Raw genomic sequence first — 25046 nt, 5'->3', positions numbered from 1 at the left:
TCAGTAGGCCACGCCCACGCCCTGCTTCACCGTCGCCGGGTCATTGATCAGCGCCAGCATCGCGTGGGCCACGTCGGCCCGGGAGATGGAACGGCCGCTGCGCGGGTTGCCGCCGACGACCGTGCGGTACGTGCCCGTCAGGGGCCCGTTCGTCAGCTTGGGCGGCCGGACCGACGTCCAGTCCGTGGCCGAGGCCGCCAGCGCCGCCTCCATCGCGGTGAGGTCCGCGTACACCTCCTTGAGGACCGCGCCGATCATCGAGAGCATCATCCGGTCGAGCAGCGGCTCGTCGGCGGGCGTGGGGGCGACCGGGGCGGCGCTGACCACCAGCAGCCGCCGCGTGCCCTCCGCCTCCATGGCCGCCAGCACGGCACGGGTCAGCCGTTCGGCGATCCCGTCGGCCTTCCGGCCCCTGGACCCGAGGCCGGAGAGGACCGCGTCCCGGCCCGCCACCGCCTCCCGCAGTGCCTCGGGGTCGTCCACCCGGGCGGCGGTGTGCACCGTGACGTCCGGGAGCGGGACCGCGAGCCGGGCGGGATCGCGGACCACCGCCGTCACCTCGTGCCCCGCCGCCACCGCCTGGCGGACGATCTCCTGGCCGATACCGCCGGTCGCACCAAAAACCGTGAGCTTCATGGCACACCCCTTCGAGGTGGGTAAGTGTTCACTCACCTCTAGAGTGGGTGGGTAATCACTCACCCGTCAAGCCTTATCGGAGTGCTCATGGAGCAGAAACCGGCACGCGTCCGACTCGTCGACGCCGCCCACGAGCTCATGCTCACCAAGGGCCTGGCCCGGACCACCACCAAGGAGATCGCCAGGGCGGCCGGCTGCTCGGAGGCCGCGCTCTACAAGAACTTCCTCAGCAAGGAGGAGCTGTTCGTGGTGGTCCTCCAGGAACGGCTGCCCAAGGTCGACCTGCGCCAACTCATCGCCGATCCGGGCGCGGGGGAGCGGTCGGTCGAGGAGAACCTCACCGACATCGCCCGCCAGGCCGCCCTGTTCTACGAGCAGAGCTTCCCGATCGCCGCCTCCCTCTACGCCGAGCCGAGGCTCAAGGAGCGCCACGACGCGGCCATGCGCGAGCTCGGCACCGGCCCCCACCTGCCCATCCGCGGCGTCGACACGTATCTGCGGGCCGAACAGACCGCCGGCCGCGTCCGGCCCGACGCCGACACCTACGCGGCCGCCTCACTGCTCCTCGGCGCCTGCGCCCAGCGGGCGTTCGCCTATGACGCCACGGTCACCGGCGAGCCGCCCCAGCCGCTGGACGACTTCGCCGCGTCCCTGGCCCGCACCCTGCTCACCGGGCTCGCCGGCTGAAGCTCAGCCCACCGGCCCCGCGAGCCACGCGTCGACCCCCGCCAGCAGCTCGGCCCGCACCGGCTCCGGAGCCGTCGAACCGCGCACCGACTGGCGCGCCAGCTCGGCCAGCTCCTCGTCGGTGAACGCGTGGTGGCGGCGCACCAGGTCGTACTGCGCGGCCAGCCGTGAGCCGAAGAGCAGCGGGTCGTCCGCGCCCAGGGCCATCGGCACCCCCGCCTCGAACAGAGTGCGCAGGGGGACATCGGCGGGCTTCTCGTAGACGCCGAGCGCCACATTGGACGCGGGGCACACCTCGCAGGTGATCCCCGACTCCGCGAGCCGTCGCAGCAGCCGGGGGTCCTCGGCGGCGCGCACGCCGTGCCCCACCCGGGCCGCGTCGAGGTCGTCCAGGCAGTCCCGGACGCTCGACGGGCCCGACAGCTCGCCGCCGTGCGGAGCGGCCAGCAGACCGCCTTCCCGGGCGATGGCGAACGCCCGGTCGAAGTCGCGGGCCATCCCGCGCCGTTCGTCGTTGGAGAGGCCGAAGCCGACGACGCCCCGGTCCGCGTACCGCACGGCGAGCCGCGCGAGGGTCCGCGCGTCCAGGGGGTGCTTCATCCGGTTCGCCGCGATGACCACCCGGATCGGCAGCCCGGTCTCGCGCGAGGCCGCGTCCACGGCGTCCAGGATGATCTCGATCGCCGGAATCAGCCCGCCGAGCAGGGGTGCGTAGGAGGTGGGGTCGACCTGGATCTCCAGCCAGCCGGAGCCGTCCGCCACGTCCTCCTGGGCGGCCTCGCGCACCAGCCGCTGGATGTCCTCGGGGGCCCGCAGGCAGGACCGCGCGATGTCGTACAGCCGCTGGAAGCGGAACCAGCCCCGCTCGTCCGTGGCGCGCAGCTTGGGCGGCTCGCCGCCGGTCAGGGCCTCGGGCAGCCGCACCCCGTACTTGTCGGCGAGCTCCAGCAGCGTCGTGGGCCGCATCGACCCGGTGAAGTGCAGGTGCAGGTGGGCCTTGGGCAACAGCCGTACATCACGTTCCATTGCAAGATCCTGCCGCACGGAGGGGGCGGCGCGGTAGCCGCTTTCCCCATCGGGTGCCCCTCGAACGCGAAAGCGACCCCCGGTTCGGACATCGGGGGCCGCTTTTACGGGAAGGGGGCGGGATTACGCCTTCGCCTCGCCCAGCAGCTTCTGGAGCCGCGAGACGCCCTCCACCAGGTCGTCGTCGCCCAGCGCGTACGACAGGCGCAGGTAGCCCGGCGTGCCGAACGCCTCGCCCGGGACGACCGCCACCTCGGCCTCGTCCAGGATCAGCGCGGCCAGCTCGACCGAGGTCTGCGGGCGCTTGCCGCGGATCTCCTTGCCGAGCAGCTCCTTGACCGACGGGTACGCGTAGAACGCGCCCTCGGGCTCCGGGCAGAACACGCCGTCGATGTCGTTGAGCATCCGCACGATGGTCCGGCGGCGCCGGTCGAAGGCGGTGCGCATCTCGGCGACCGCCTCGAGGTCCCCGGAGACGGCGGCCAGCGCGGCGGCCTGCGAGACGTTGGCGACGTTGGACGTGGCGTGCGACTGCAGGTTGGTCGCGGCCTTCACGACGTCCTTGGGGCCGATGATCCACCCGACGCGCCAGCCGGTCATCGCGTACGTCTTGGCGACGCCGTTGACCACGATGCACTTGTCGCGCAGCTCCGGCACGACCGCCGGCATCGAGGTGAACTTCGCGTCGCCGTAGACCAGGTGCTCGTAGATCTCGTCGGTCAGCACCCACAGGCCGTGCTCGACGGCCCAGCGGCCGATCGCCTCGGTGTCGGCCTCGCTGTAGACCGCGCCGGTCGGGTTCGACGGGGAGACGAACAGGACGACCTTCGTGCGCTCGGTGCGGGCCGCCTCCAGCTGTTCCACGGAGACCCGGTAGCCGGTGGTCTCGTCGGCCACGACCTCCACCGGGACGCCGCCGGCCAGCCGGATCGACTCGGGGTAGGTGGTCCAGTACGGGGCCGGGACGATGACCTCGTCGCCCGGGTCGAGGATCGCGGCGAACGCCTCGTAGATCGCCTGCTTGCCGCCGTTGGTCACCAGGATCTGGGACGCGTCGACCTCGTAACCGGAGTCGCGCAGCGTCTTCTCCGCGATGGCGGCCTTGAGCTCGGGGAGCCCGCCCGCCGGGGTGTAGCGGTGGTACTTCGGGGTACGGCACGCCTCCACGGCGGCGTCCACGATGTAGCCGGGGGTCGGGAAGTCGGGCTCACCGGCACCGAAGCCGATCACCGGGCGGCCGGCGGCCTTGAGGGCCTTGGCCTTGGCGTCGACGGCGAGGGTGGCGGACTCGGAGATGGCACCGATGCGGGCGGATACCCGGCTCTCGGACGGAGAAGTAGCAGCGCTCATGGCCCCCATGCTCGCAGACCGTTTTCCGCGTCGGCACGGGGGTTTCAGGGACCGGACAGCACTCGGACAGCATGCGGACACGAAGCGACCAGGAGCGATCAGCAGCTTTCTGTTCGACGCGGGGCCGCTGAGCACGTACACTCTCCTGTCGTTGGCCTTCACCAGCCGCACCGTTCCTGCACTCGGCTCAGCCGGGGACATGCGGTAGGTTGGTGGAATCCACAAAGGGTCGTAGCTCAATTGGTAGAGCACTGGTCTCCAAAACCAGCGGTTGGGGGTTCAAGTCCCTCCGGCCCTGCTACACACTCCTTCGCCAGGAGTGTGCGCATGTACGTACTTCAATGCACCGCCGTGCGGCTCCACCGGGCGCGGCACGGCCACGACCCGGAATCAGGTGAGAAGCGTGACGGACGCCGTGGGCTCCATCGACAAGCCTGATGCCGAGGACGAGGCCCCCGAGTCGAAGAAGAAGACTCGGAAGGGCGGCAAGCGCGGCAAGAAGGGCCCTCTGGGCCGTCTCGCGCTCTTCTACCGCCAGATCGTCGCGGAGCTCCGCAAGGTCGTCTGGCCGACGCGAAACCAGCTGACGACGTACACCACTGTGGTGATTGCGTTCGTCGTCGTCATGATCGGCCTCGTAACCGTGATTGACTTCGGTTTCGCGCGGGTCGTCAAGTACGTCTTCGGCTGATCCACGCGAAGGGCGCCTGATGGGCGCCCCTTTCGCATGTTCCACCCATATGTATCCAGGAAGAAGCCACCGTGTCTGACCCGAACCTGAACGACGCCGTCGAGCCGACGGCGGGCGCCTTCGAGTCCGCCGAGGACGAGCTCGACATCGTCGAGGCGGCGGACGCCGAGGAGTCGGACCGGGCCGAAGCCGCCGACGCCGACGAGGCGTCCGAGGACACCGCCGAGGAGACCGCGGACGCGGCCGACGAGGAGGAGGCCGAGCCGGCCGAGCCCGTCGACCCCGTCACGGCCCTGCGCGAGGAGCTCCGCGGGCTGCCGGGCGAGTGGTACGTCATCCACACGTACGCCGGTTACGAGAAGCGTGTGAAGGCCAACCTGGAGCAGCGCGCCGTCTCGCTGAACGTGGAGGAGTTCATCTATCAGGCCGAGGTGCCTGAGGAGGAAATCGTCCAGATCAAGAACGGCGAGCGCAAGAACGTCCGTCAGAACAAGCTCCCGGGTTACGTCCTGGTGCGCATGGACCTGACGAACGAGTCCTGGGGCGTCGTCCGCAACACCCCCGGTGTCACCGGCTTCGTGGGCAACGCCTACGACCCGTACCCGCTGACGCTGGACGAGATCGTCAAGATGCTCGCTCCGGAGGCCGAGGAGAAGGCCGCCCGTGAGGCCGCCGAGGCCGAGGGCAAGCCGGCTCCGGCCCGCAAGGTCGAGGTCCAGGTGCTGGACTTCGAGGTCGGCGACTCGGTCACCGTCACCGACGGCCCGTTCGCGACGCTGCAGGCGACGATCAACGAGATCAACGCCGACTCGAAGAAGGTCAAGGGCCTCGTCGAGATCTTCGGCCGCGAGACCCCGGTCGAGCTGAGCTTCGACCAGATCCAGAAGAACTGAGCTTTCCGCCCGCTTCTGGACACATGCCTACCGAGCAGGTCAGACAGGCTCTCGCAGCCGGTCTGACCTGCTTGGTTTTTGGACGCACGGCTATACCCGTTATCGTTGTGCGGTATGCCTGCATCCGGATGACCGGATGACGGCGAAAACTCTCACTAGGACCCGGAGAGAGCACATGCCTCCCAAGAAGAAGAAGGTCACGGGGCTTATCAAGCTCCAGATCAACGCCGGTGCGGCCAACCCGGCCCCGCCGGTCGGCCCCGCACTGGGTCAGCACGGCGTCAACATCATGGAGTTCTGCAAGGCCTACAACGCCGCGACCGAGTCGCAGCGTGGCATGGTCGTGCCGGTGGAGATCACGGTCTACGAGGACCGCTCCTTCACCTTCATCACGAAGACTCCGCCGGCCGCCAAGCTGATCCTCAAGGCCGCGGGTGTGGAGAAGGGCTCCGGCGAGCCGCACAAGACCAAGGTCGCCAAGCTGACGGCTGCCCAGGTCCGCGAGATCGCCACGACGAAGCTCCCCGACCTGAACGCCAACGACCTCGACGCCGCGTCGAAGATCATCGCTGGCACCGCCCGTTCCATGGGCATCACGGTCGAAGGCTGATTCAGCCCCACGCCCTCAGTGGTAGGACCGGCGCTGGTCCGCACCACGACTCCACACTCTGAAAACCATCAGGAGTAGAAGTGAAGCGCAGCAAGAACCTCCGCGCTGCGGACGCCAAGATCGACCGGGAGCGCCTGTACGCCCCGCTCGAGGCCGTCCGTCTCGCCAAGGACACCGCCACCACGAAGTTCGACGGCACCGTCGAGGTCGCCTTCCGCCTGGGTGTTGACCCGCGCAAGGCCGACCAGATGGTCCGCGGCACCGTGAACCTCCCGCACGGCACCGGCAAGACCGCCCGGGTCCTGGTCTTCGCGACCGGTGACCGTGCTGCGGCCGCGGAAGCCGCCGGCGCCGACATCGTCGGCTCCGACGAGCTCATCGACGAGGTGGCGAAGGGCCGTCTGGACTTCGACGCCGTCGTCGCGACCCCGGACCTCATGGGCAAGGTCGGCCGCCTCGGCCGCGTGCTCGGTCCGCGTGGTCTGATGCCGAACCCGAAGACCGGTACGGTCACCCCCGATGTCGCGAAGGCTGTCAACGACATCAAGGGCGGCAAGATCGAGTTCCGCGTCGACAAGCACTCCAACCTGCACTTCATCATCGGCAAGGTGTCCTTCGACGACACCAAGCTGGTGGAGAACTACGCAGCGGCGCTGGAGGAGGTCCTCCGTCTGAAGCCGTCCGCGGCGAAGGGCCGTTACATCAAGAAGGCCGCCCTGGCGACCACGATGGGCCCCGGCATCCCGCTGGACCCCAACCGCACCCGTAACCTCCTCGTCGAGGAGGACCCGGCCGCCGTCTGAGCCTCCGCGCTCGTACGACCGTCGCGTCACGTGTGACATGGGACGGGCCCCGCAACCTTTCGAGGTGCGGGGCTCGTCCTCATTCGTACGTGGACATGACTGTCGGAGCCCTGCGTTAGCGTGGGTGACCGAGAGTCGGACGAGGGGTGGAATCTCAGATGTTGACCAATACCGTACGGCGCGTGGGTCTGTCCGTCGCTGTGGCGGCGGCCCTGACCTCGGTCGCGGCCTGTGGCGGATCGGACGACGGGGGCACGGGCAAGGGCTCGGGAAGGACCGAGAGCCGCGGCGGTTCCGTGGTCAAGGTCGACCCGATCGCGGCGCTGGTCGCCGTACAGAAGAAGACCGGCCAGGCGCACTCGGCCCGGATCGACGGCACGACGACCATGGGCAGCGCGATGTCCGCCAAGCAGCAGGGCGCCATCGACTGGTCCGACGGCATCACCGGCACGCTGAAGATCACCTCCACCGGCGGCGCGATGGCCGACAGCATGAAGCAGCTCGGCAGCGACGGCTCGATGGAGGCCCGTTACCTCAAGGACGGGTACGTGGTGGACATGGGCGACGCCATGGCCCAGCAGACCGGCGGCAAGCGCTGGATCAGCTACAGCTACGACGACATGGCCAAGCTCTCCGGCGCCGCGGGCGCCGCGATGAAGGACCAGATGCAGAACAGCACCCCGGAGCAGGGGGTGAAGTCCCTGCTGGCCTCCGGCGACGTGAAGAAGGTCGGCCAGGAGGACGTGCGCGGCGTCAGCGCCACGCACTACTCGGGCACGGTCGACGTCGCCGAGCTGACCGCCAAGAACAGCAAGCTGGACGCCGAGGAGACCGCGCAGCTCAAGGAGCAGCTGGCCGCGTCCGGGATCACCACCGAGAAGATCGACATCTGGGTGGACGAGAACGACCTGCTGGTGAAGAAGACCGAGCGCGGCGACATGCAGACCGGCGAGCTCAACTCCACGGTGTACTACAGCGACTACGGCGTGAAGGTGTCCGTCGAGGCCCCGCCGGCCGCCCAGACCGTCGACTTCACGGAGCTGATGAAGCAGCAGCAGGGAGCCGCGTCCTGACCCGGTTCCGGTGAGTTCAAACCTCCCGGCACCACCCGAAGCGGGACGGATTTGCCCGGCGCGACCCGAGTCGCGTACTCTCCTTTGGAAGCCAAAGACCGCTGGTCGTTGTTCTGAATCCATCCGGGTTCGGGCAACCGAAGGCTCCGTTGATGCGGACGACCTGCGCAGGTGACTGTGGAGAGCTCCCGGACTTCGTTCCGGTCGAGCTACGCCCTGGCGCCTGCGCCGGGGCGTTTCGTCTTTCCGGTCCCTTTCGAGCGGTCCTCATCACCCGGAAGGAGGCCGACGCTATGGCTAGGCCCGACAAGGCTGCTGCGGTAGCCGAGCTCGCGGACCAGTTCCGCAGCTCGAACGCCGCCGTGCTGACCGAGTACCGGGGTCTCACCGTGGCTCAGCTCAAGCAGCTGCGCCGTTCGCTCGGTGAGAACGCCCAGTACGCCGTGGTGAAGAACACGCTGACCAAGATTGCGGCCAACGAGGCCGGGATCGACACGCTGGACGACCTGTTCGCAGGTCCGACGGCGGTTGCCTTCGTCACCGGTGACCCGGTGGAGTCGGCGAAGGGTCTTCGTGACTTCGCCAAGGACAACCCGAACCTGATCATCAAGGGCGGTGTCCTTGACGGCAAGGCGCTGTCCGCCGATGACATCAAGCAGCTCGCGGACCTCGAGTCCCGCGAGGTTCTGCTCGCCAAGCTGGCCGGTGCCATGAAGGGCAAGCAGACTCAGGCTGCGCAGCTCTTCCAGGCGCTGCCGTCGAAGTTCGTCCGCACCGCGGAAGCGCTTCGCGTCAAGCTGGAGGAGCAGGGCGGTGCCGGTACGCCGGCTCCCGCCGAGGCCGCCGAGTAATCACGCTCAGCGGTCCAGCGGGCACCGTGTACGCCCGCCGACACATACATCCGGCACCTGCCGAATAGTGGAAGGACGCCTGTCATGGCGAAGCTGTCCCAGGAAGACCTGCTCGCTCAGTTCGAGGAGCTCACCCTCATCGAGCTCGCCGAGTTCGTGAAGGCCTTCGAGGAGAAGTTCGACGTCACCGCCGCCGCGGCCGTCGCCGTCGCGGGCCCGGGCCAGGCCGGCCCGGCCGCCCCGGTCGAGGACGAGAAGGACGAGTTCGACGTCATTCTCACCGCCGCCGGTGACAAGAAGATCCAGGTCATCAAGGTCGTGCGCGAGCTGACCTCCCTCGGCCTGAAGGAGGCCAAGGACCTCGTCGACGGCGCCCCGAAGCCCGTCCTCGAGAAGGTCGCGAAGGACGCCGCGGACAAGGCTGCCGAGTCCCTCAAGGGCGCCGGCGCCTCCGTCGAGGTCAAGTGACCCGAGGAGTCTTCCGACTCCTCAGGACCACCGTGCCGTGAGGCGCGGAGTCACATCGCGAAAGGCGATCACCCGTCCGGGTGGTCGCCTTTCGGCGTACCGGAGGCAGGTGCCTTGCCCTTCCCGCGTTGACGAGTATGGTGATCTTCGCCGTGCGCCTCTCGCGGGGTCCGAGGGCGGCCGGGGCCGAGGGGGCCCTTGACGAACCGCACGCGGCGCGCAATTCTCAAGGCGCGTCGCCGAATCGATCCGAATCCGAGGCATGGATCGACGGCGGAGCGGGCAGTAAAGAAGGGCGCACCCCGCGCAGGGCTGGACATAGGTGTTGAGAAGAGCTGTTGAGAGCAACGTGGGTCTCTGAAAACCCCGACTGGACATCAGTGTGGCACTTGGCTACACTGACCCTTTGCGCTGCCTGTTAGCTGCCTCCTGCCCGTCACCAGGGGCATACCCATCTTGAGCATCGTGGACCGAGCATCCCTGACCTGGGATTTTCTGCCCTCATGTCCAATTTGGGACCGGTACGCGCGTAGTGAGTCCGAGCCCTCGGAAGGACCCCCTCTTGGCCGCCTCGCGCAACGCCTCGACCGCGAATACGAACAACGGCGCCAGCACCGCCCCGCTGCGCATCTCTTTTGCAAAGATCAAGGAGCCCCTCGAGGTTCCGAACCTCCTCGCGCTGCAGACCGAGAGCTTTGACTGGCTCCTCGGCAACGCCGCCTGGAAGGCTCGCGTCGAGGCTGCTCTGGACAGTGGACAAGACGTCCCCACCAAGTCCGGCCTCGAGGAGATCTTCGAGGAGATCTCCCCGATCGAGGACTTCTCCGGGTCGATGTCGCTCACGTTCCGCGACCACCGCTTCGAGCCCCCGAAGAACTCGATCGACGAGTGCAAGGAGCGCGACTTCACGTACGCCGCCCCGCTCTTCGTCACGGCCGAGTTCACCAACAACGAGACCGGCGAGATCAAGTCCCAGACGGTCTTCATGGGCGACTTCCCGCTCATGACCAACAAGGGCACCTTCGTCATCAACGGCACCGAGCGTGTCGTGGTGTCGCAGCTGGTCCGCTCGCCGGGTGTCTACTTCGACTCCTCGATCGACAAGACGTCCGACAAGGACATCTTCTCGGCCAAGATCATCCCCTCCCGGGGTGCCTGGCTGGAGATGGAGATCGACAAGCGCGACATGGTCGGTGTCCGCATCGACCGCAAGCGCAAGCAGTCGGTCACCGTCCTCCTGAAGGCGCTCGGCTGGAGCACCGAGCAGATCCTGGAGGAGTTCGGCGAGTACGAGTCCATGCGCGCCACCCTGGAGAAGGACCACACCCAGGGCCAGGACGACGCGCTGCTCGACATCTACCGCAAGCTCCGTCCGGGCGAGCCGCCCACCCGCGAGGCCGCTCAGACGCTGCTCGAGAACCTCTACTTCAACCCGAAGCGCTACGACCTCGCGAAGGTCGGCCGCTACAAGGTGAACAAGAAGCTCGGCGCGGACGAGCCGCTGGACGCCGGCGTGCTCACCACCGACGACGTCATCGCGACCATCAAGTACCTGGTCAAGCTGCACGCCGGTGAGACCGAGACGGTCGGCGAGTCCGGTCGTACGATCGTCGTCGAGACCGACGACATCGACCACTTCGGCAACCGCCGCCTGCGCAACGTCGGCGAGCTCATCCAGAACCAGGTCCGTACGGGTCTCGCCCGTATGGAGCGTGTCGTGCGCGAGCGCATGACGACTCAGGACGTCGAGGCGATCACGCCGCAGACCCTGATCAACATCCGGCCGGTCGTCGCCTCCATCAAGGAGTTCTTCGGCACCAGCCAGCTGTCGCAGTTCATGGACCAGAACAACCCGCTGTCGGGTCTCACCCACAAGCGCCGTCTGTCGGCTCTTGGCCCGGGTGGTCTCTCCCGTGAGCGGGCCGGCTTCGAGGTCCGAGACGTGCACCCGTCCCACTACGGACGCATGTGCCCGATCGAGACCCCCGAAGGCCCGAACATCGGTCTGATCGGTTCGCTCGCCTCGTACGGCCGCGTCAACGCGTTCGGCTTCATCGAGACGCCGTACCGCAAGGTCGTCGACGGCCAGGTCACCGACGAGGTCGACTACGTCACCGCCGACGAGGAAGACCGTTTCGTCATCGCCCAGGCGAACGCGACGCTCTCCGACGACCTGCGCTTCACCGAGCCCCGCGTCCTGGTCCGCCGTCGTGGCGGCGAGGTCGACTACGTCCCCGGTGGCGAGGTCGACTACATGGACGTCTCGCCGCGCCAGATGGTGTCCGTCGCGACCGCGATGATCCCCTTCCTGGAGCACGACGACGCCAACCGTGCCCTCATGGGCGCGAACATGATGCGCCAGGCCGTTCCGCTCATCAAGAGCGAGGCGCCGCTCGTCGGCACCGGCATGGAGTACCGCTGCGCCACCGACGCCGGTGACGTGCTGAAGGCCGAGAAGGACGGTGTGGTCCAGGAGGTCTCCGCGGACTACATCACCGTCACGAACGACGACGGTACGTACACCACGTACCGCATCGCCAAGTTCATGCGCTCCAACCAGGGCACCTCGGTCAACCAGAAGGTCGTCGTCTCCGAGGGCGACCGCGTCATCGAGGGCCAGGTCCTCGCCGACGGCCCGGCCACCGAGCTCGGTGAGATGGCGCTCGGCAAGAACCTGCTCGTGGCGTTCATGCCGTGGGAGGGTCACAACTACGAGGACGCGATCATCCTGTCGCAGCGCCTCGTGCAGGACGACGTCCTCTCCTCGATCCACATCGAGGAGCACGAGGTCGACGCCCGTGACACCAAGCTCGGCCCCGAGGAGATCACCCGGGACATCCCGAACGTCTCCGAGGAGGTCCTCGCCGACCTGGACGAGCGCGGCATCATCCGCATCGGTGCCGAGGTCGTCGCCGGCGACATCCTCGTCGGCAAGGTCACGCCCAAGGGTGAGACCGAGCTGACCCCCGAGGAGCGCCTGCTCCGCGCGATCTTCGGTGAGAAGGCGCGCGAGGTCCGCGACACCTCGCTGAAGGTGCCGCACGGTGAGATCGGCAAGGTCATCGGCGTCCGCGTCTTCGACCGCGAAGAGGGCGACGAGCTGCCGCCGGGCGTGAACCAGCTGGTCCGCGTCTACGTCGCGCAGAAGCGCAAGATCACCGACGGTGACAAGCTCGCCGGCCGCCACGGCAACAAGGGCGTCATCTCGAAGATCCTGCCGATCGAGGACATGCCGTTCCTGGAGGACGGCACCCCGGTCGACATCATCCTCAACCCGCTGGGTGTCCCGTCCCGAATGAACCCGGGACAGGTCCTGGAGATCCACCTCGGCTGGCTCGCCAGCCGCGGCTGGGACGTCTCCGGCCTCGGTGACGAGTGGGCCAAGCGCCTGCAGGCCATCGGCGCCGACCAGGTCGCCCCCGGCACCAACGTCGCCACGCCCGTCTTCGACGGTGCGCGCGAGGACGAGATCTCCGGTCTCTTCGAGGCCACGATCCCGAACCGCGACGGCATGCGTCTGGTGCAGCCCTCCGGCAAGGCCAAGCTGTTCGACGGCCGCTCCGGCGAGCCGTTCCCGGACCCGGTCTCGGTCGGCTACATGTACATCCTCAAGCTGCACCACCTGGTCGACGACAAGCTCCACGCCCGTTCGACCGGCCCGTACTCCATGATCACGCAGCAGCCGCTGGGTGGTAAGGCGCAGTTCGGTGGGCAGCGATTCGGTGAGATGGAGGTGTGGGCCCTTGAGGCTTACGGCGCCGCTTACGCCCTCCAGGAACTGCTGACGATCAAGTCCGACGACGTCACCGGCCGTGTGAAGGTCTACGAGGCGATCGTCAAGGGCGAGAACATCCCCGAGCCGGGCATTCCCGAGTCCTTCAAGGTGCTCATCAAGGAAATGCAGTCGCTCTGCCTCAACGTGGAGGTGCTGTCCTCGGACGGCATGTCCATCGAGATGCGCGACACGGACGAGGACGTCTTCCGCGCGGCGGAGGAGCTCGGTATCGACCTGTCCCGGCGCGAGCCGAGCAGCGTCGAAGAGGTCTGACGGGTTGGCCGGCCGGATCTCCGTGATCCGGCCGGCTCTCCCCGGACCCGTTCAGACCATTGCTGAAGTGCCCCGATTCACTCGCGTGACGCGAGGGGGCTCGAACCCCCGAAAGAGGGATTGACGACAAGTGCTCGACGTCAACTTCTTCGACGAGCTGCGGATCGGCCTTGCCACCGCGGACGACATCCGGACCTGGTCCCACGGCGAGGTCAAGAAGCCGGAGACCATCAACTACCGCACCCTCAAGCCCGAAAAGGACGGACTCTTCTGCGAGAAGATCTTCGGTCCGACCCGGGACTGGGAGTGCTACTGCGGCAAGTACAAGCGTGTCCGCTTCAAGGGCATCATCTGTGAGCGCTGTGGCGTCGAGGTCACGCGCGCCAAGGTGCGCCGTGAGCGCATGGGCCACATCGAGCTCGCCGCTCCCGTCACCCACATCTGGTACTTCAAGGGCGTCCCGTCGCGCCTGGGCTACCTGCTGGACCTCGCGCCGAAGGACCTCGAGAAGGTCATCTACTTCGCCGCGTACATGATCACGTTCGTGGACGAGGAGCGCCGCACCCGCGACCTCCCCTCCCTGGAGGCCCACGTCTCCGTCGAGCGCCAGCAGATCGAGAACCGCCGCGACTCCGACCTGGAGAACCGCGCCAAGAAGCTCGAGTCCGACCTGGCCGAGCTGGAGGCCGAGGGCGCCAAGGCCGACGTGCGCCGCAAGGTGCGCGAAGGTGCCGAGCGCGAGATGAAGCAGCTGCGCGACCGTGCGCAGCGCGAGATCGACCGCCTCGACGAGGTGTGGAGCCGCTTCAAGAACCTCAAGGTCCAGGACCTGGAGGGCGACGAGCTGCTCTACCGCGAGCTGCGTGACCGCTTCGGCACGTACTTCGACGGCTGCATGGGCGCCGCCGCGCTGCAGAAGCGCCTGGAGTCGTTCGACCTGGACGAAGAGGCCGAGCGCCTCCGCGAGATCATCCGTACCGGCAAGGGCCAGAAGAAGACCCGTGCGCTCAAGCGCCTCAAGGTCGTCTCCGCGTTCCTGCAGACCAGCAACAAGCCCAAGGGCATGGTGCTCGACTGCGTGCCGGTCATCCCGCCGGACCTGCGTCCGATGGTGCAGCTGGACGGTGGCCGCTTCGCGACCTCCGACCTGAACGACCTGTACCGCCGCGTGATCAACCGCAACAACCGCCTGAAGCGGCTTCTCGACCTCGGCGCGCCCGAGATCATCGTGAACAACGAGAAGCGCATGCTCCAGGAGGCCGTGGACGCCCTCTTCGACAACGGTCGTCGTGGCCGTCCGGTCACCGGACCGGGCAACCGCCCGCTGAAGTCCCTCAGCGACATGCTGAAGGGCAAGCAGGGTCGCTTCCGTCAGAACCTGCTCGGTAAGCGCGTGGACTACTCCGCGCGTTCCGTGATCGTCGTCGGCCCGCAGCTCAAGCTGCACCAGTGCGGTCTGCCGAAGGCGATGGCGCTGGAGCTGTTCAAGCCGTTCGTGATGAAGCGCCTGGTCGACCTGAACCACGCGCAGAACATCAAGTCGGCCAAGCGCATGGTCGAGCGCGGCCGCACCGTGGTGTACGACGTCCTCGAAGAGGTCATCGCCGAGCACCCGGTGCTGCTGAACCGTGCGCCCACGCTGCACCGCCTCGGCATCCAGGCCTTCGAGCCGCAGCTGGTCGAGGGCAAGGCCATCCAGATCCACCCGCTCGTCTGCACCGCGTTCAACGCGGACTTCGACGGTGACCAGATGGCCGTGCACCTGCCGCTCTCCGCGGAGGCGCAGGCCGAGGCCCGCATCCTGATGCTGTCCTCGAACAACATCCTGAAGCCGGCCGACGGCCGTCCGGTCACGATGCCGACCCAGGACATGGTGCTGGGTCTGTTCTTCCTGACCACCGACGGCGACCTCCGTGACACCAAGGGCGAGGGCCGCGCGTTCGGCTCCACGGCCGAGGCGATCATGGCGTTCGACGCCGGCGAGCTGGCGCTCCAGTCGTCCGTCGACATCCGCTTCCCGGTGGGCACCATCCCGCCGCGTGGCTGGGTGCCGCCGGTCGCCGAGGAGGGCGAGCCCGAGTACCAGCCGGGTGACACCTTCCGGCTGCGGACGAGCCTGGGCCGCGCGCTCTTCAACGAGCTGCTGCCCGAGGACTACCCGTTCGTCGACTACTCGGTCGGCAAGAAGCAGCTCTCCGAGATCGTCAACGACCTCGCCGAGCGCTACCCCAAGGTCATCGTGGCGGCGACGCTCGACAACCTGAAGGCGGCCGGCTTCCACTGGGCGACCCGTTCGGGCGTCACCGTGGCCATCTCCGACGTCGTCGTGCCCGAGGCCAAGAAGGCCATCGTCAAGGGCTACGAGGAGCAGGACGAGAAGGTCCAGAAGCAGTACGAGCGCGGTCTGATCACCAAGGACGAGCGCACGCAGGAGCTCATCGCGATCTGGACCAAGGCGACCAACGAGGTTGCCGAGGCCATGAACGAGAACTTCCCCAAGACGAACCCCATCTTCATGATGGTTGACTCGGGTGCCCGAGGAAACATGATGCAGATGCGTCAGATCGCCGGTATGCGTGGTCTGGTGTCCAACGCCAAGAACGAGACGATCCCGCGTCCCATCAAGGCGTCCTTCCGTGAGGGCCTCACCGTTCTGGAGTACTTCATCTCCACGCACGGTGCCCGTAAGGGTCTGGCGGACACCGCCCTGCGTACCGCCGACTCGGGTTACCTGACCCGTCGTCTGGTGGACGTCTCGCAGGACGTGATCATTCGCGAGGAGGACTGCGGCACCGACCGCGGCCTCAAGCTGAAGATCGCCGTCAAGGGCGCCGACGGTGTCCTCCGCAAGACGGACGACGTCGAGACCTCGGTCTACGCCCGCATGCTCGCCGAGGACGTCGTGGTGGACGGCAAGGTCATCGCGCCTGCCAACGTCGACCTCGGTGACGTCCTGATCGACGCCCTGGTGGGCGCCGGCGTCGAGGAGGTCAAGACCCGCTCGGTCCTGACCTGTGAGTCCGCGGTCGGCACCTGTGCCTTCTGCTACGGGCGCTCGCTCGCCACCGGCAAGCTGGTCGACATCGGTGAGGCGGTCGGCATCATCGCCGCCCAGTCCATCGGTGAGCCCGGTACCCAGCTGACGATGCGTACCTTCCACACCGGTGGTGTGGCCGGTGACGACATCACCCAGGGTCTGCCGCGTGTCGTCGAGCTCTTCGAGGCGCGTACGCCCAAGGGTGTCGCCCCGATCTCCGAGTCCGCGGGCCGTGTCCGCATCGAGGAGACCGAGAAGACCAAGAAGATCGTCGTCACCCCGGACGACGGCAGCGACGAGATCGCCTTCCCGATCTCGAAGCGCGCCCGTCTCCTGGTGGGCGAGGGCGACCACGTCGAGGTGGGCCAGAAGCTCACCGTGGGTGCCACCAACCCGCACGACGTGCTGCGCATCCTCGGCCAGCGCGCGGTCCAGGTCCACCTGGTCGGCGAGGTCCAGAAGGTCTACAACTCGCAGGGTGTGTCGATCCACGACAAGCACATCGAGATCATCATCCGGCAGATGCTGCGCCGCGTGACGATCATCGAGTCCGGCGACGCGGAGCTGCTGCCGGGCGAGCTCGTCGAGCGCTCGAAGTTCGAGACCGAGAACCGTCGTGTGGTCACCGAGGGCGGTCACCCCGCCTCCGGCCGTCCGCAGCTGATGGGTATCACCAAGGCCTCGCTGGCGACGGAGTCGTGGCTGTCCGCGGCCTCCTTCCAGGAGACGACCAGGGTCCTGACGGACGCGGCGATCAACGCCAAGTCCGACTCCCTGATCGGCCTCAAGGAGAACGTCATCATCGGTAAGCTCATCCCGGCCGGTACGGGCCTGTCCCGCTACCGCAACATCCGGGTCGAGCCGACCGAGGAGGCCAAGGCCGCGATGTACTCGGCCGTCGGCTACGACGACATCGACTACTCGCCGTTCGGCACGGGCTCCGGCCAGGCCGTTCCGCTGGAGGACTACGACTACGGTCCGTACAACCAGTAAGCGAGTCGCTTGATACGTCCGGAGGGCGGTCACCCCATGCGTGGGGTGGCCGCCCTCCGGCGTGTGATGCGCCACAGGGCGGGGCCGCGGACATCGCGGCTGCGGGGGCTGGCGCGGGGCTGTTACGGCCCCAGAGGCGCCCTCAGAGGGCTGTGGGGCATCCGTACGGGTCGGGACAAGCCGGGCGCGAGGTCCGGCCGTCCGGCCTGGACAGCATTTGTTTTGACCCAGGTCCGTGAGGTAGGTACGCTCAGACCTTGTGCCTGGGGTGTGCCTGGGTTCGTGTGCGTGTCCTCAACCGCATGGCGAGCCTGTCTTCGGCCACCGTGATCCGTGCTCCTCATGCCGTTCCGGTACGGGCTCGCAGGATTCGACACACCCGACCGCGTGGGTCGGCGACGTTCCAGGTTAGTTTCACCGACGGCACACAGAAACCGGAGAAGTAGTGCCTACGATCCAGCAGCTGGTCCGGAAGGGCCGGCAGGACAAGGTCGAGAAGAACAAGACGCCCGCACTCGAGGGTTCGCCCCAGCGCCGCGGCGTCTGCACGCGTGTGTTCACGACCACCCCGAAGAAGCCGAACTCCGCGCTCCGGAAGGTCGCACGTGTGCGTCTGACCTCGGGCATCGAGGTCACGGCCTACATCCCGGGTGAGGGACACAACCTGCAGGAGCACTCCATCGTGCTCGTGCGTGGTGGCCGTGTGAAGGACCTGCCGGGTGTTCGTTACAAGATCATCCGCGGCTCGCTCGACACCCAGGGTGTCAAGAACCGCAAGCAGGCCCGCAGCCGCTACGGCGCCAAGAAGGAGAAGTAAGAATGCCTCGTAAGGGCCCCGCCCCGAAGCGCCCGGTCATCATCGACCCGGTCTACAACTCTCCTCTTGTCACGTCGCTGATCAACAAGATCCTGCTCGACGGCAAGCGTTCCACCGCCGAGCGGATCGTGTACGGCGCCATGGAGGGTCTTCGTGAGAAGACCGGCGCCGACCCGGTCATCACGCTGAAGCGCGCGCTGGAGAACGTCAAGCCCTCGCTCGAGGTCAAGTCCCGCCGTGTCGGTGGCGCCACCTACCAGGTGCCGATCGAGGTCAAGCCCGGTCGTGCCGCCACCCTGGCGCTCCGCTGGGTCGTGGGTTACTCCCGCGCCCGCCGCGAGAAGACGATGACCGAGCGGCTCATGAACGAGCTGCTCGACGCCTCGAACGGTCTTGGCGCTGCCGTCAAGAAGCGTGAGGACACCCACAAGATGGCCGAGTCCAACAAGGCCTTCGCGCACTACCGCTGGTAGTCGCTACCCCCATCGAGACCGAGAGAAGACTGAGCCTTATGGCCACCACTTCGCTTGACCTGGCCAAGGTCCGCAACATTGGGATCATGGCCCACATCGACGCGGGCAAGACGACCACCACTGAGCGGATCCTGTTCTACACCGGCGTTTCGTACAAGATCGGTGAGGTCCACGACGGCGCTGCCACGATGGACTGGATGGAGCAGGAGCAGGAGCGCGGCATCACCATCACGTCCGCCGCGACGACCTGCCACTGGCCGCTCAACGATGTTGACCACACCATCAACATCATCGACACCCCGGGTCACGTCGACTTCACCGTCGAGGTGGAGCGTTCGCTCCGCGTCCTCGACGGCGCCGTCACCGTGTTCGACGGTGTGGCCGGCGTCGAGCCGCAGTCCGAGACCGTGTGGCGTCAGGCGGACCGCTACGGCGTGCCGCGCATCTGCTTCGTCAACAAGCTCGACCGCACCGGTGCCGACTTCCTGCGCTGCGTCAGCATGATCGTGGACCGCCTCGGCGCGACCCCGATCGTCATGCAGCTGCCGATCGGTGCCGAGGCGGACTTCACGGGCGTCGTCGACCTCGTGTCGATGAAGGCCTTCGTGTACCCCGAAGAGGCCGCCAAGGGCGAGATGTACAACATCCTCGACATCCCGGCGGAGCTGCAGGAGCAGGCCGAGGAGTGGCGCGGCAAGCTGCTCGAGGCGGTCGCGGAGAACGACGACGCCATGATGGAGCTGTACCTGGAGGGCACCGAGCCCACCCAGGAGCAGCTGCACGAGGCGATCCGTCGCATCACCCTGGCCTCCAAGGGCGGCGCCGACTCCACCACCGTCACCCCGGTGTTCTGTGGCACGGCGTTCAAGAACAAGGGCGTCCAGCCCCTGCTCGACGCGGTCGTCCGCTACCTGCCTTCCCCCCTGGACGTCGAGGCCATCGAGGGCCACGACCCCAAGGACCCCGAGACCGTCGTGAAGCGCAAGCCCTCGGACGACGAGCCGCTGTCGGCTCTGGCGTTCAAGATCGCGAGCGACCCGCACCTCGGCAAGCTCACCTTCGTCCGGATCTACTCCGGTCGCCTGGACGCCGGCACCGCGGTGCTGAACTCCGTCAAGGGCAAGAAGGAGCGCATCGGCAAGATCTACCGCATGCACGCGAACAAGCGTGAGGAGATCGACTCGGTGGGCGCCGGCGACATCATCGCCGTCATGGGCCTGAAGCAGACCACCACCGGTGAGACGCTGTGCGACGACAAGAACCCGGTCATCCTGGAGTCCATGGACTTCCCGGCGCCGGTCATTCAGGTCGCGATCGAGCCCAAGTCCAAGGGTGACCAGGAGAAGCTGGGTGTCGCCATCCAGCGCCTCTCCGAGGAGGACCCGTCCTTCCAGGTGCACTCCGACGAGGAGACCGGCCAGACCATCATCGGTGGTATGGGCGAGCTTCACCTCGAGGTGCTCGTCGACCGCATGAAGCGCGAGTTCCGCGTCGAGGCGAACGTCGGCAAGCCGCAGGTCGCGTACCGCGAGACGATCCGCAAGGCCGTCGAGCGCATCGACTACACGCACAAGAAGCAGACTGGTGGTACCGGCCAGTTCGCGAAGGTGCAGATCGCCATCGAGCCCCTCGAGGGCGGCGACGCGTCGTACGAGTTCGTCAACAAGGTCACCGGTGGCCGCATCCCCCGTGAGTACATCCCCTCGGTGGACGCGGGTGCCCAGGAAGCCATGCAGTTCGGTGTCCTGGCCGGTTACGAGATGGTGGGCGTCCGCGTCACCCTGATCGACGGTGGCTACCACGAGGTCGACTCCTCGGAGCTCGCCTTCAAGATCGCCGGTTCGCAGGCGTTCAAGGAGGGTGCCCGCAAGGCGTCCCCCGTGCTCCTCGAGCCGATGATGGCCGTCGAGGTCACCACGCCCGAGGACTACATGGGCGATGTCATCGGCGACCTCAACTCCCGCCGTGGCCAGATCCAGGCCATGGAGGAGCGCAGCGGCGCTCGCGTCGTGAAGGGCCTCGTGCCCCTCTCGGAGATGTTCGGCTACGTCGGAGACCTCCGCAGCAAGACCTCGGGTCGCGCAAGCTACTCGATGCAGTTCGACTCCTACGCCGAGGTTCCGCGGAACGTCGCCGAGGAGATCATCGCGAAGGCCAAGGGCGAGTAACTCTCCCGAGCTCACGCTTTAGGCTTGTCACCGGAGCCCGTGGGGCATTCGTCGCGCAGTTCACACTTCGCGGAGAATGCCCCCGGGGGCCGGCATCCCAGCAAAGATCACCTGGCGCCGATGAAGCAAGGCGTACAGAACCACTCCACAGGAGGACCCAGTGGCGAAGGCGAAGTTCGAGCGGACTAAGCCGCACGTCAACATCGGCACCATCGGTCACATCGACCACGGTAAGACGACCCTCACGGCCGCCATTACCAAGGTGCTGCACGACGCGTACCCGGACCTGAACGAGGCCTCGGCCTTCGACCAGATCGACAAGGCTCCCGAGGAGCGCCAGCGCGGTATCACCATCTCGATCGCGCACGTCGAGTACCAGACGGAGTCGCGTCACTACGCACACGTCGACTGCCCGGGTCACGCGGACTACATCAAGAACATGATCACCGGTGCCGCGCAGATGGACGGCGCCATCCTCGTGGTCGCCGCCACCGACGGCCCGATGCCGCAGACCAAGGAGCACGTGCTCCTGGCCCGCCAGGTCGGCGTTCCGTACATCGTCGTCGCCCTGAACAAGGCCGACATGGTGGACGACGAGGAGATCCTGGAGCTCGTCGAGCTCGAGGTCCGCGAGCTGCTCTCCGAGTACGAGTTCCCGGGCGACGACCTGCCGGTCGTCAAGGTCTCGGCGCTCAAGGCGCTCGAGGGCGACAAGGAGTGGGGCAACACCGTCCTCGAGCTCATGAAGGCCGTGGACGAGAACATCCCGCAGCCCGAGCGCGACGTCGACAAGCCGTTCCTGATGCCGATCGAGGACGTCTTCACGATCACCGGTCGTGGCACCGTCGTCACCGGCCGCATCGAGCGTGGTGTCCTCAAGGTCAACGAGACCGTTGACATCGTGGGCATCAAGCAGGAGAAGACCACCACCACGGTCACCGGCATCGAGATGTTCCGCAAGCTGCTCGACGAGGGCCAGGCCGGTGAGAACGTCGGTCTGCTCCTCCGTGGCATCAAGCGCGAGGACGTCGAGCGCGGCCAGGTCATCATCAAGCCCGGTTCGGTCACGCCGCACACCGAGTTCGAGGCCCAGGCCTACATCCTGTCGAAGGACGAGGGTGGCCGTCACACCCCCTTCTTCAACAACTACCGCCCGCAGTTCTACTTCCGTACCACGGACGTGACCGGCGTCGTGACCCTCCCCGAGGGCACCGAGATGGTCATGCCGGGCGACAACACCGTCATGTCGGTCCAGCTGATCCAGCCGGTCGCCATGGAGGAGGGCCTGAAGTTCGCCATCCGTGAGGGTGGCCGGACCGTGGGCGCCGGCCAGGTCACCAAGATCAACAAGTAATTGCTTGTTGGCTTGACCTGGTAGCTCCGCACAGAGCACCAAGAAGGGCCCCGTCCCACCGTTCACGCGGTGGGGCGGGGCCCTTCGGTGTGTACGGGGTCACGGGGCGGCCGGGGGGTGCCGGACCAGGGTGACGTCGATCGGGTCCTCGTGCTCCATGACGAACCCGTGCCGCTCGTACAGCCGCCGGGCCGCGCTGCCCTGGAGGACGATCAGCCGTACGGTCGCACCCTCCGCGTCCGTACGTTCCAGCAGGCGCCGCAGCACGCCGGAGCCGATGCCCCGGCCCTGGACGGCCTCGTCCAGGTAGAAGCTCTCCAGGAAGTAGCCGTCCCCGACCGGCTTCAGCGTGACGCTGCCCGCGAACCGGCCGTCCGCCACGACGATCGAGGTGTGCTCGGGGACGTACGAGTCGCGCATTCGCTGCCGCACCCGGTGCTCGTCGTAGCGGCCGAGGCGGACCAGGTCGGGGCGCATCACGACGGCCCGGAGCTCGACTATGTCCTCCAGGTCGGAGGCGGTGGCGGGACGCAGGTCCCAGGCTTGAGTGGTACGTACATGCATGGCCGGAGTCTGTCAGAGCGCGGGCGGCCCGGCACCTCTGGCAAAGTGCCGGATATGTGCCATTACTGCGGCTGCCGTGAGATTCCGTTGATCAAGGAGTTCATCGCGGAGCACGAGTCCGTCACGGATACGGCGGGTGCGGCCCTGCGTGCCCTGGACGACGGGGACCACGGTGTCGTCGGCGAGCTGGTCGCCGGGATGGAGCGCGAGCTCGTGGCGCACTGGCGGGGCGAGGAGCAGGGCCTCTTCGCGGTGATGCGCGCCGACCCGGAGTACGCGGACTACATCGACGCGCTCGTACGCGAACACCGCGAGCTGGGCGCGTTCCTGCGCGGGATCGATCTGAGCCGCGACGAGGACGTCGCCCGGCTGCGCGAGGCGGTGGCCGAGCTGCACCACCACATCGCGAAGGAGGAGGACGGCCTGTTCCCGGCCTCGCTCACGGCGTTGACGGGGGACGAGTGGGACCGGTCCATGCGGGCCTGGCGGGAGGCGCATCCGGCGTAGCCGCCCGTCGCCGTCGCTCAGCAGGGCGAGCCGCAGTCCCTCGCCGCTTGCGGCTCCGCCAGGACGTCGAGGCCGTAGCCGAGGGCCGCGAGTCCCGCGACGGCCGCCGCCAGGCCGAGCGCGGTGCGCCACCGGCCGCGTACGGCGGTGAAGGCGGCCAGGCCCGTGAGGATGCCGCCGAGCAGGAGCAGGGGGAGGCCCAGGAACAGGACGTCCGTGTTGCGCTCGCTCTCGAAGGCTCCGGAGAGGCTGCTCCGGCCGTACGGCAGCCAGACCGCGAGGCCCGCGAGGGCGCCGAGTGCGGCCGTGAGGAGTCCTGCGGTGCCGGTGAGGGCTTCGCGCCGGGGGGTCGTCCGTTCGGTGTCCATGCAGGGGAGGACGTCCCGGCCGCCCGGGTGGTTTCGCCTGGTCAGGCTGCTCTGTGCGGTTCAGCCTCGCGGCAGTCGCGGCAGTGGCCCGGTTCCGGGGCGCGGAAGACGCGGTCGCAGAGGTCGCAGTCCTGGAGGGGGACGGCCGGTGCCGGTGCCGGTGCGTCGGGCAGTGGTGGCGGGAGGTGGGCGGTCAGGCGGTTGCGGACGAGCCCGGCCGGGTGCCGGACGGGGGTCGGGAGGTCGCTCGTCAGCGCGTGGCGCACCGTGGCGGGGTGCACGTCGCGGTCGAACCAGGCGGTGACGGCGGGGGCGAGTTCGCTGATCTCCCGTTCGGTCAGCGCGAGTTGGGGTGCGTGGCGGCGGAGTCCGGCGAGGAGGTCCGCGGCGGCGCGGTGCCGCGTCTCGACCGGGATCGGCGGCGCGGGCTGCCGGGGCGGGGCGGCGGGGGCGTGCGCGGCTTGCGTGGGCGCGGCCCCAGCGGGCGCGTGCGGCTGGTTGTACGACGTCGTACGGGTGATCACCTGGCCGTCCGGGAGGCGTACGCGGCTGCGGTGCAGGTATCCGGCCGCCTCCAACTCCCTCAGCGCGGCGGCGATTCGGGCCTCGCTCTCCGGGAAGCGCGCGGAGAGGAACTTGATGCCGACCCGGGCCCCGGCGGGCAGCGACTGGATGTGCGCGGCGAGCCCGATCGCGAGGAGCGAGAGCTGCGGGTGCTGGGCGAGGTGGTTGCCGATCACCGTGAAGCCGTTGGTGTGGCGGACGTTGACGTGCTGGACGCCTGCGGCGGGGACGCCGGACGGGGCGCGTGGGGCCGCGATAACCTGCGGGGTAGCCATCAGGAAGTGTGCTTCTTCCGTGTTGGTCAGGCCCCTGGTGGAGATTCCCGTCTCGCCGGGGGCCGTCACGTTCTGTGGTGTTGTCGCGGCGAGCATATGCCAGCCAACCCGTCCCGAATCCAGCCCAGTTGCCCGAGTTCACTCGCGCGAGTGATGCAGGTCAAGACGGGTGGGGTGGGGTTTGGTCCGGTTCTTTCCCAGGTTCTTTAAAAGCCTTTCTTACGTCGCGAAGGACCGGGTCGCGAAGGACCGCGACGCGGTGGACCGCGACCCGGTGGGCCGGGGCGCGGTCGGGGGTGTCACGGCGCGAGGTCGAGTTCGGCCCAGACCGTTTTGCGCGGCACCGGTCCCTCCTCGACGCCCCAGCGGTCCGCCAGCGCCGCCACGATGAGCAGGCCGCGCCCGCTCTCGGCGTATGGGCCGGGGATTTCGGGGACGGGGAGGCGGTCACTCCGCGTGTCCGTCAGCTCGATGCGCAGCCGGTGCTCCGGGCCGACGGTGAGGCTCAGCCGGAAGTCCCGGCCCTGCACCCGCCCGTGCGTGGCCGCGTTCGCGGCCAGCTCGGCCACGATGTGCGCGGCCGCCTCGGTGGGGAGCCCCCAGTCGCCCAAATGCGCCGTGGTCAGCAGCCGGGCGAGCCGTGCGCCCCGGCGCGTGGGGGAGAGCAGTACGGCGAACTGCCGGGCGGGAGCGGAAGGTTCGGTTCGGGTGATTTCTCGATTCACGTCACTCAGGGTGGCCGCGCGCCCCTACCGTGAACAGTGACTCGGTGCTTACGTACGGTCATTGT

General features: G+C 67.9%; 22 protein-coding genes and 1 tRNA gene. 16 read left to right on the top strand and 7 right to left on the bottom strand.

The annotated features are described in order from the left end of the window. Positions 1 to 636, bottom strand: a complete 636-nt coding sequence (locus AB0L33_RS07615; protein WP_365678605.1) for an NAD(P)H-binding protein — start codon at positions 634 to 636, stop codon at positions 1 to 3. A gap of 87 nt (positions 637 to 723) precedes the next feature. Between AB0L33_RS07615 and AB0L33_RS07610 the strand changes: the two genes are divergently transcribed. After that, positions 724 to 1323 (top strand): helix-turn-helix domain-containing protein, encoded by a 600-nt coding sequence (locus tag AB0L33_RS07610; protein WP_365678603.1) that lies wholly within the window; start codon positions 724 to 726, stop codon positions 1321 to 1323. A 3-nt stretch (positions 1324 to 1326) separates the two neighbouring features. On the opposite strand, the gene AB0L33_RS07605 is transcribed toward AB0L33_RS07610, so the two are convergent. Both AB0L33_RS07605 and AB0L33_RS07600 read right to left on the bottom strand, forming a co-directional pair. Continuing rightward, complete coding sequence (locus AB0L33_RS07605; protein ID WP_365678601.1) at positions 1327 to 2349, bottom strand: adenosine deaminase; 1023 nt, start codon at positions 2347 to 2349, stop codon at positions 1327 to 1329. Positions 2350 to 2472: 123 nt separating this feature from the next. Next, positions 2473 to 3699: a pyridoxal phosphate-dependent aminotransferase gene (locus AB0L33_RS07600; RefSeq protein ID WP_365678599.1), complete on the bottom strand. Its 1227-nt coding sequence runs from the start codon at positions 3697 to 3699 to the stop codon at positions 2473 to 2475. 225 nt (positions 3700 to 3924) lie between these two features. On the opposite strand from AB0L33_RS07600, the gene AB0L33_RS07595 reads away from it, so the two are divergent. From AB0L33_RS07595 to tuf, 14 genes are all read left to right on the top strand, one after another. Further along, a tRNA-Trp gene (locus AB0L33_RS07595) sits at positions 3925 to 3997 on the top strand. A 105-nt stretch (positions 3998 to 4102) separates the two neighbouring features. Continuing rightward, entirely contained in the window at positions 4103 to 4390 is a 288-nt protein-coding gene (gene secE / locus AB0L33_RS07590; RefSeq protein ID WP_361023506.1) for a preprotein translocase subunit SecE, read from the top strand. A 71-nt stretch (positions 4391 to 4461) separates the two neighbouring features. Further along, positions 4462 to 5283, top strand: a complete 822-nt coding sequence (gene nusG, locus AB0L33_RS07585) for a transcription termination/antitermination protein NusG (RefSeq protein ID WP_365678597.1) — start codon at positions 4462 to 4464, stop codon at positions 5281 to 5283. A gap of 175 nt (positions 5284 to 5458) precedes the next feature. Next, on the top strand, positions 5459 to 5893 hold the full coding sequence (rplK, locus tag AB0L33_RS07580) for a 50S ribosomal protein L11 (protein WP_018101261.1): 435 nt from the start codon (positions 5459 to 5461) through the stop codon (positions 5891 to 5893). Positions 5894 to 5973: 80 nt separating this feature from the next. After that, positions 5974 to 6696 (top strand): 50S ribosomal protein L1, encoded by a 723-nt coding sequence (rplA, locus tag AB0L33_RS07575; protein ID WP_073964463.1) that lies wholly within the window; start codon positions 5974 to 5976, stop codon positions 6694 to 6696. Positions 6697 to 6854: 158 nt separating this feature from the next. Beyond that, entirely contained in the window at positions 6855 to 7769 is a 915-nt protein-coding gene (locus AB0L33_RS07570; RefSeq protein WP_365678595.1) for a hypothetical protein, read from the top strand. Between the two features lie 293 nt (positions 7770 to 8062). After that, on the top strand, positions 8063 to 8620 hold the full coding sequence (rplJ, locus tag AB0L33_RS07565; RefSeq protein ID WP_018101258.1) for a 50S ribosomal protein L10: 558 nt from the start codon (positions 8063 to 8065) through the stop codon (positions 8618 to 8620). 84 nt (positions 8621 to 8704) lie between these two features. Further along, positions 8705 to 9088, top strand: a complete 384-nt coding sequence (rplL, locus tag AB0L33_RS07560; protein ID WP_164640338.1) for a 50S ribosomal protein L7/L12 — start codon at positions 8705 to 8707, stop codon at positions 9086 to 9088. A gap of 562 nt (positions 9089 to 9650) precedes the next feature. After that, positions 9651 to 13136, top strand: a complete 3486-nt coding sequence (gene rpoB, locus AB0L33_RS07555) for a DNA-directed RNA polymerase subunit beta (protein ID WP_365678592.1) — start codon at positions 9651 to 9653, stop codon at positions 13134 to 13136. A 130-nt stretch (positions 13137 to 13266) separates the two neighbouring features. Then, positions 13267 to 17166: a DNA-directed RNA polymerase subunit beta' gene (locus tag AB0L33_RS07550; RefSeq protein WP_073964459.1), complete on the top strand. Its 3900-nt coding sequence runs from the start codon at positions 13267 to 13269 to the stop codon at positions 17164 to 17166. A gap of 445 nt (positions 17167 to 17611) precedes the next feature. Then, positions 17612 to 17983, top strand: a complete 372-nt coding sequence (rpsL, locus tag AB0L33_RS07545; RefSeq protein WP_003948652.1) for a 30S ribosomal protein S12 — start codon at positions 17612 to 17614, stop codon at positions 17981 to 17983. Between the two features lie 2 nt (positions 17984 to 17985). Then, entirely contained in the window at positions 17986 to 18456 is a 471-nt protein-coding gene (gene rpsG / locus AB0L33_RS07540; protein ID WP_073964452.1) for a 30S ribosomal protein S7, read from the top strand. 38 nt (positions 18457 to 18494) lie between these two features. Beyond that, complete coding sequence (fusA, locus tag AB0L33_RS07535; protein WP_365678590.1) at positions 18495 to 20624, top strand: elongation factor G; 2130 nt, start codon at positions 18495 to 18497, stop codon at positions 20622 to 20624. Positions 20625 to 20784: 160 nt separating this feature from the next. Next, on the top strand, positions 20785 to 21978 hold the full coding sequence (gene tuf / locus AB0L33_RS07530; RefSeq protein WP_018101246.1) for an elongation factor Tu: 1194 nt from the start codon (positions 20785 to 20787) through the stop codon (positions 21976 to 21978). 99 nt (positions 21979 to 22077) lie between these two features. Here tuf and AB0L33_RS07525 read toward each other — a convergent pair whose 3' ends face one another. Continuing rightward, positions 22078 to 22542: a GNAT family N-acetyltransferase gene (locus AB0L33_RS07525; RefSeq protein WP_365678587.1), complete on the bottom strand. Its 465-nt coding sequence runs from the start codon at positions 22540 to 22542 to the stop codon at positions 22078 to 22080. A gap of 54 nt (positions 22543 to 22596) precedes the next feature. Between AB0L33_RS07525 and AB0L33_RS07520 the strand changes: the two genes are divergently transcribed. Continuing rightward, on the top strand, positions 22597 to 23049 hold the full coding sequence (locus AB0L33_RS07520; protein ID WP_365678585.1) for a hemerythrin domain-containing protein: 453 nt from the start codon (positions 22597 to 22599) through the stop codon (positions 23047 to 23049). A gap of 17 nt (positions 23050 to 23066) precedes the next feature. Here AB0L33_RS07520 and AB0L33_RS07515 read toward each other — a convergent pair whose 3' ends face one another. The 3 genes from AB0L33_RS07515 to AB0L33_RS07505 all read right to left on the bottom strand — a co-directional run bounded on the left by AB0L33_RS07515 (position 23067) and on the right by AB0L33_RS07505 (position 24981). Beyond that, positions 23067 to 23417, bottom strand: coding sequence for a hypothetical protein (locus tag AB0L33_RS07515; RefSeq protein WP_365678583.1), 351 nt, complete (start codon positions 23415 to 23417; stop codon positions 23067 to 23069). Positions 23418 to 23458: 41 nt separating this feature from the next. After that, the gene (locus tag AB0L33_RS07510; protein WP_365678581.1) at positions 23459 to 24256 is read right to left on the bottom strand and encodes a helix-turn-helix domain-containing protein; all 798 of its coding nucleotides are present in this window, start codon (positions 24254 to 24256) and stop codon (positions 23459 to 23461) included. Positions 24257 to 24555: 299 nt separating this feature from the next. Further along, positions 24556 to 24981 carry an ATP-binding protein gene (locus AB0L33_RS07505; RefSeq protein WP_365678579.1) on the bottom strand — a complete coding sequence of 142 codons (426 nt, stop codon included), beginning with the start codon at positions 24979 to 24981 and terminating at the stop codon, positions 24556 to 24558. Between the last annotated feature and the right edge of the window lie 65 nt (positions 24982 to 25046).

Source organism: Streptomyces sp. NPDC052299 (genome assembly GCF_040679335.1).
In the GTDB taxonomy this organism is placed as follows: Bacteria; Actinomycetota; Actinomycetes; order Streptomycetales; family Streptomycetaceae; genus Streptomyces.
Note: the sequence above shows the minus strand (reverse complement) of the source record. Positions and strands in the feature narration are given on the sequence as shown.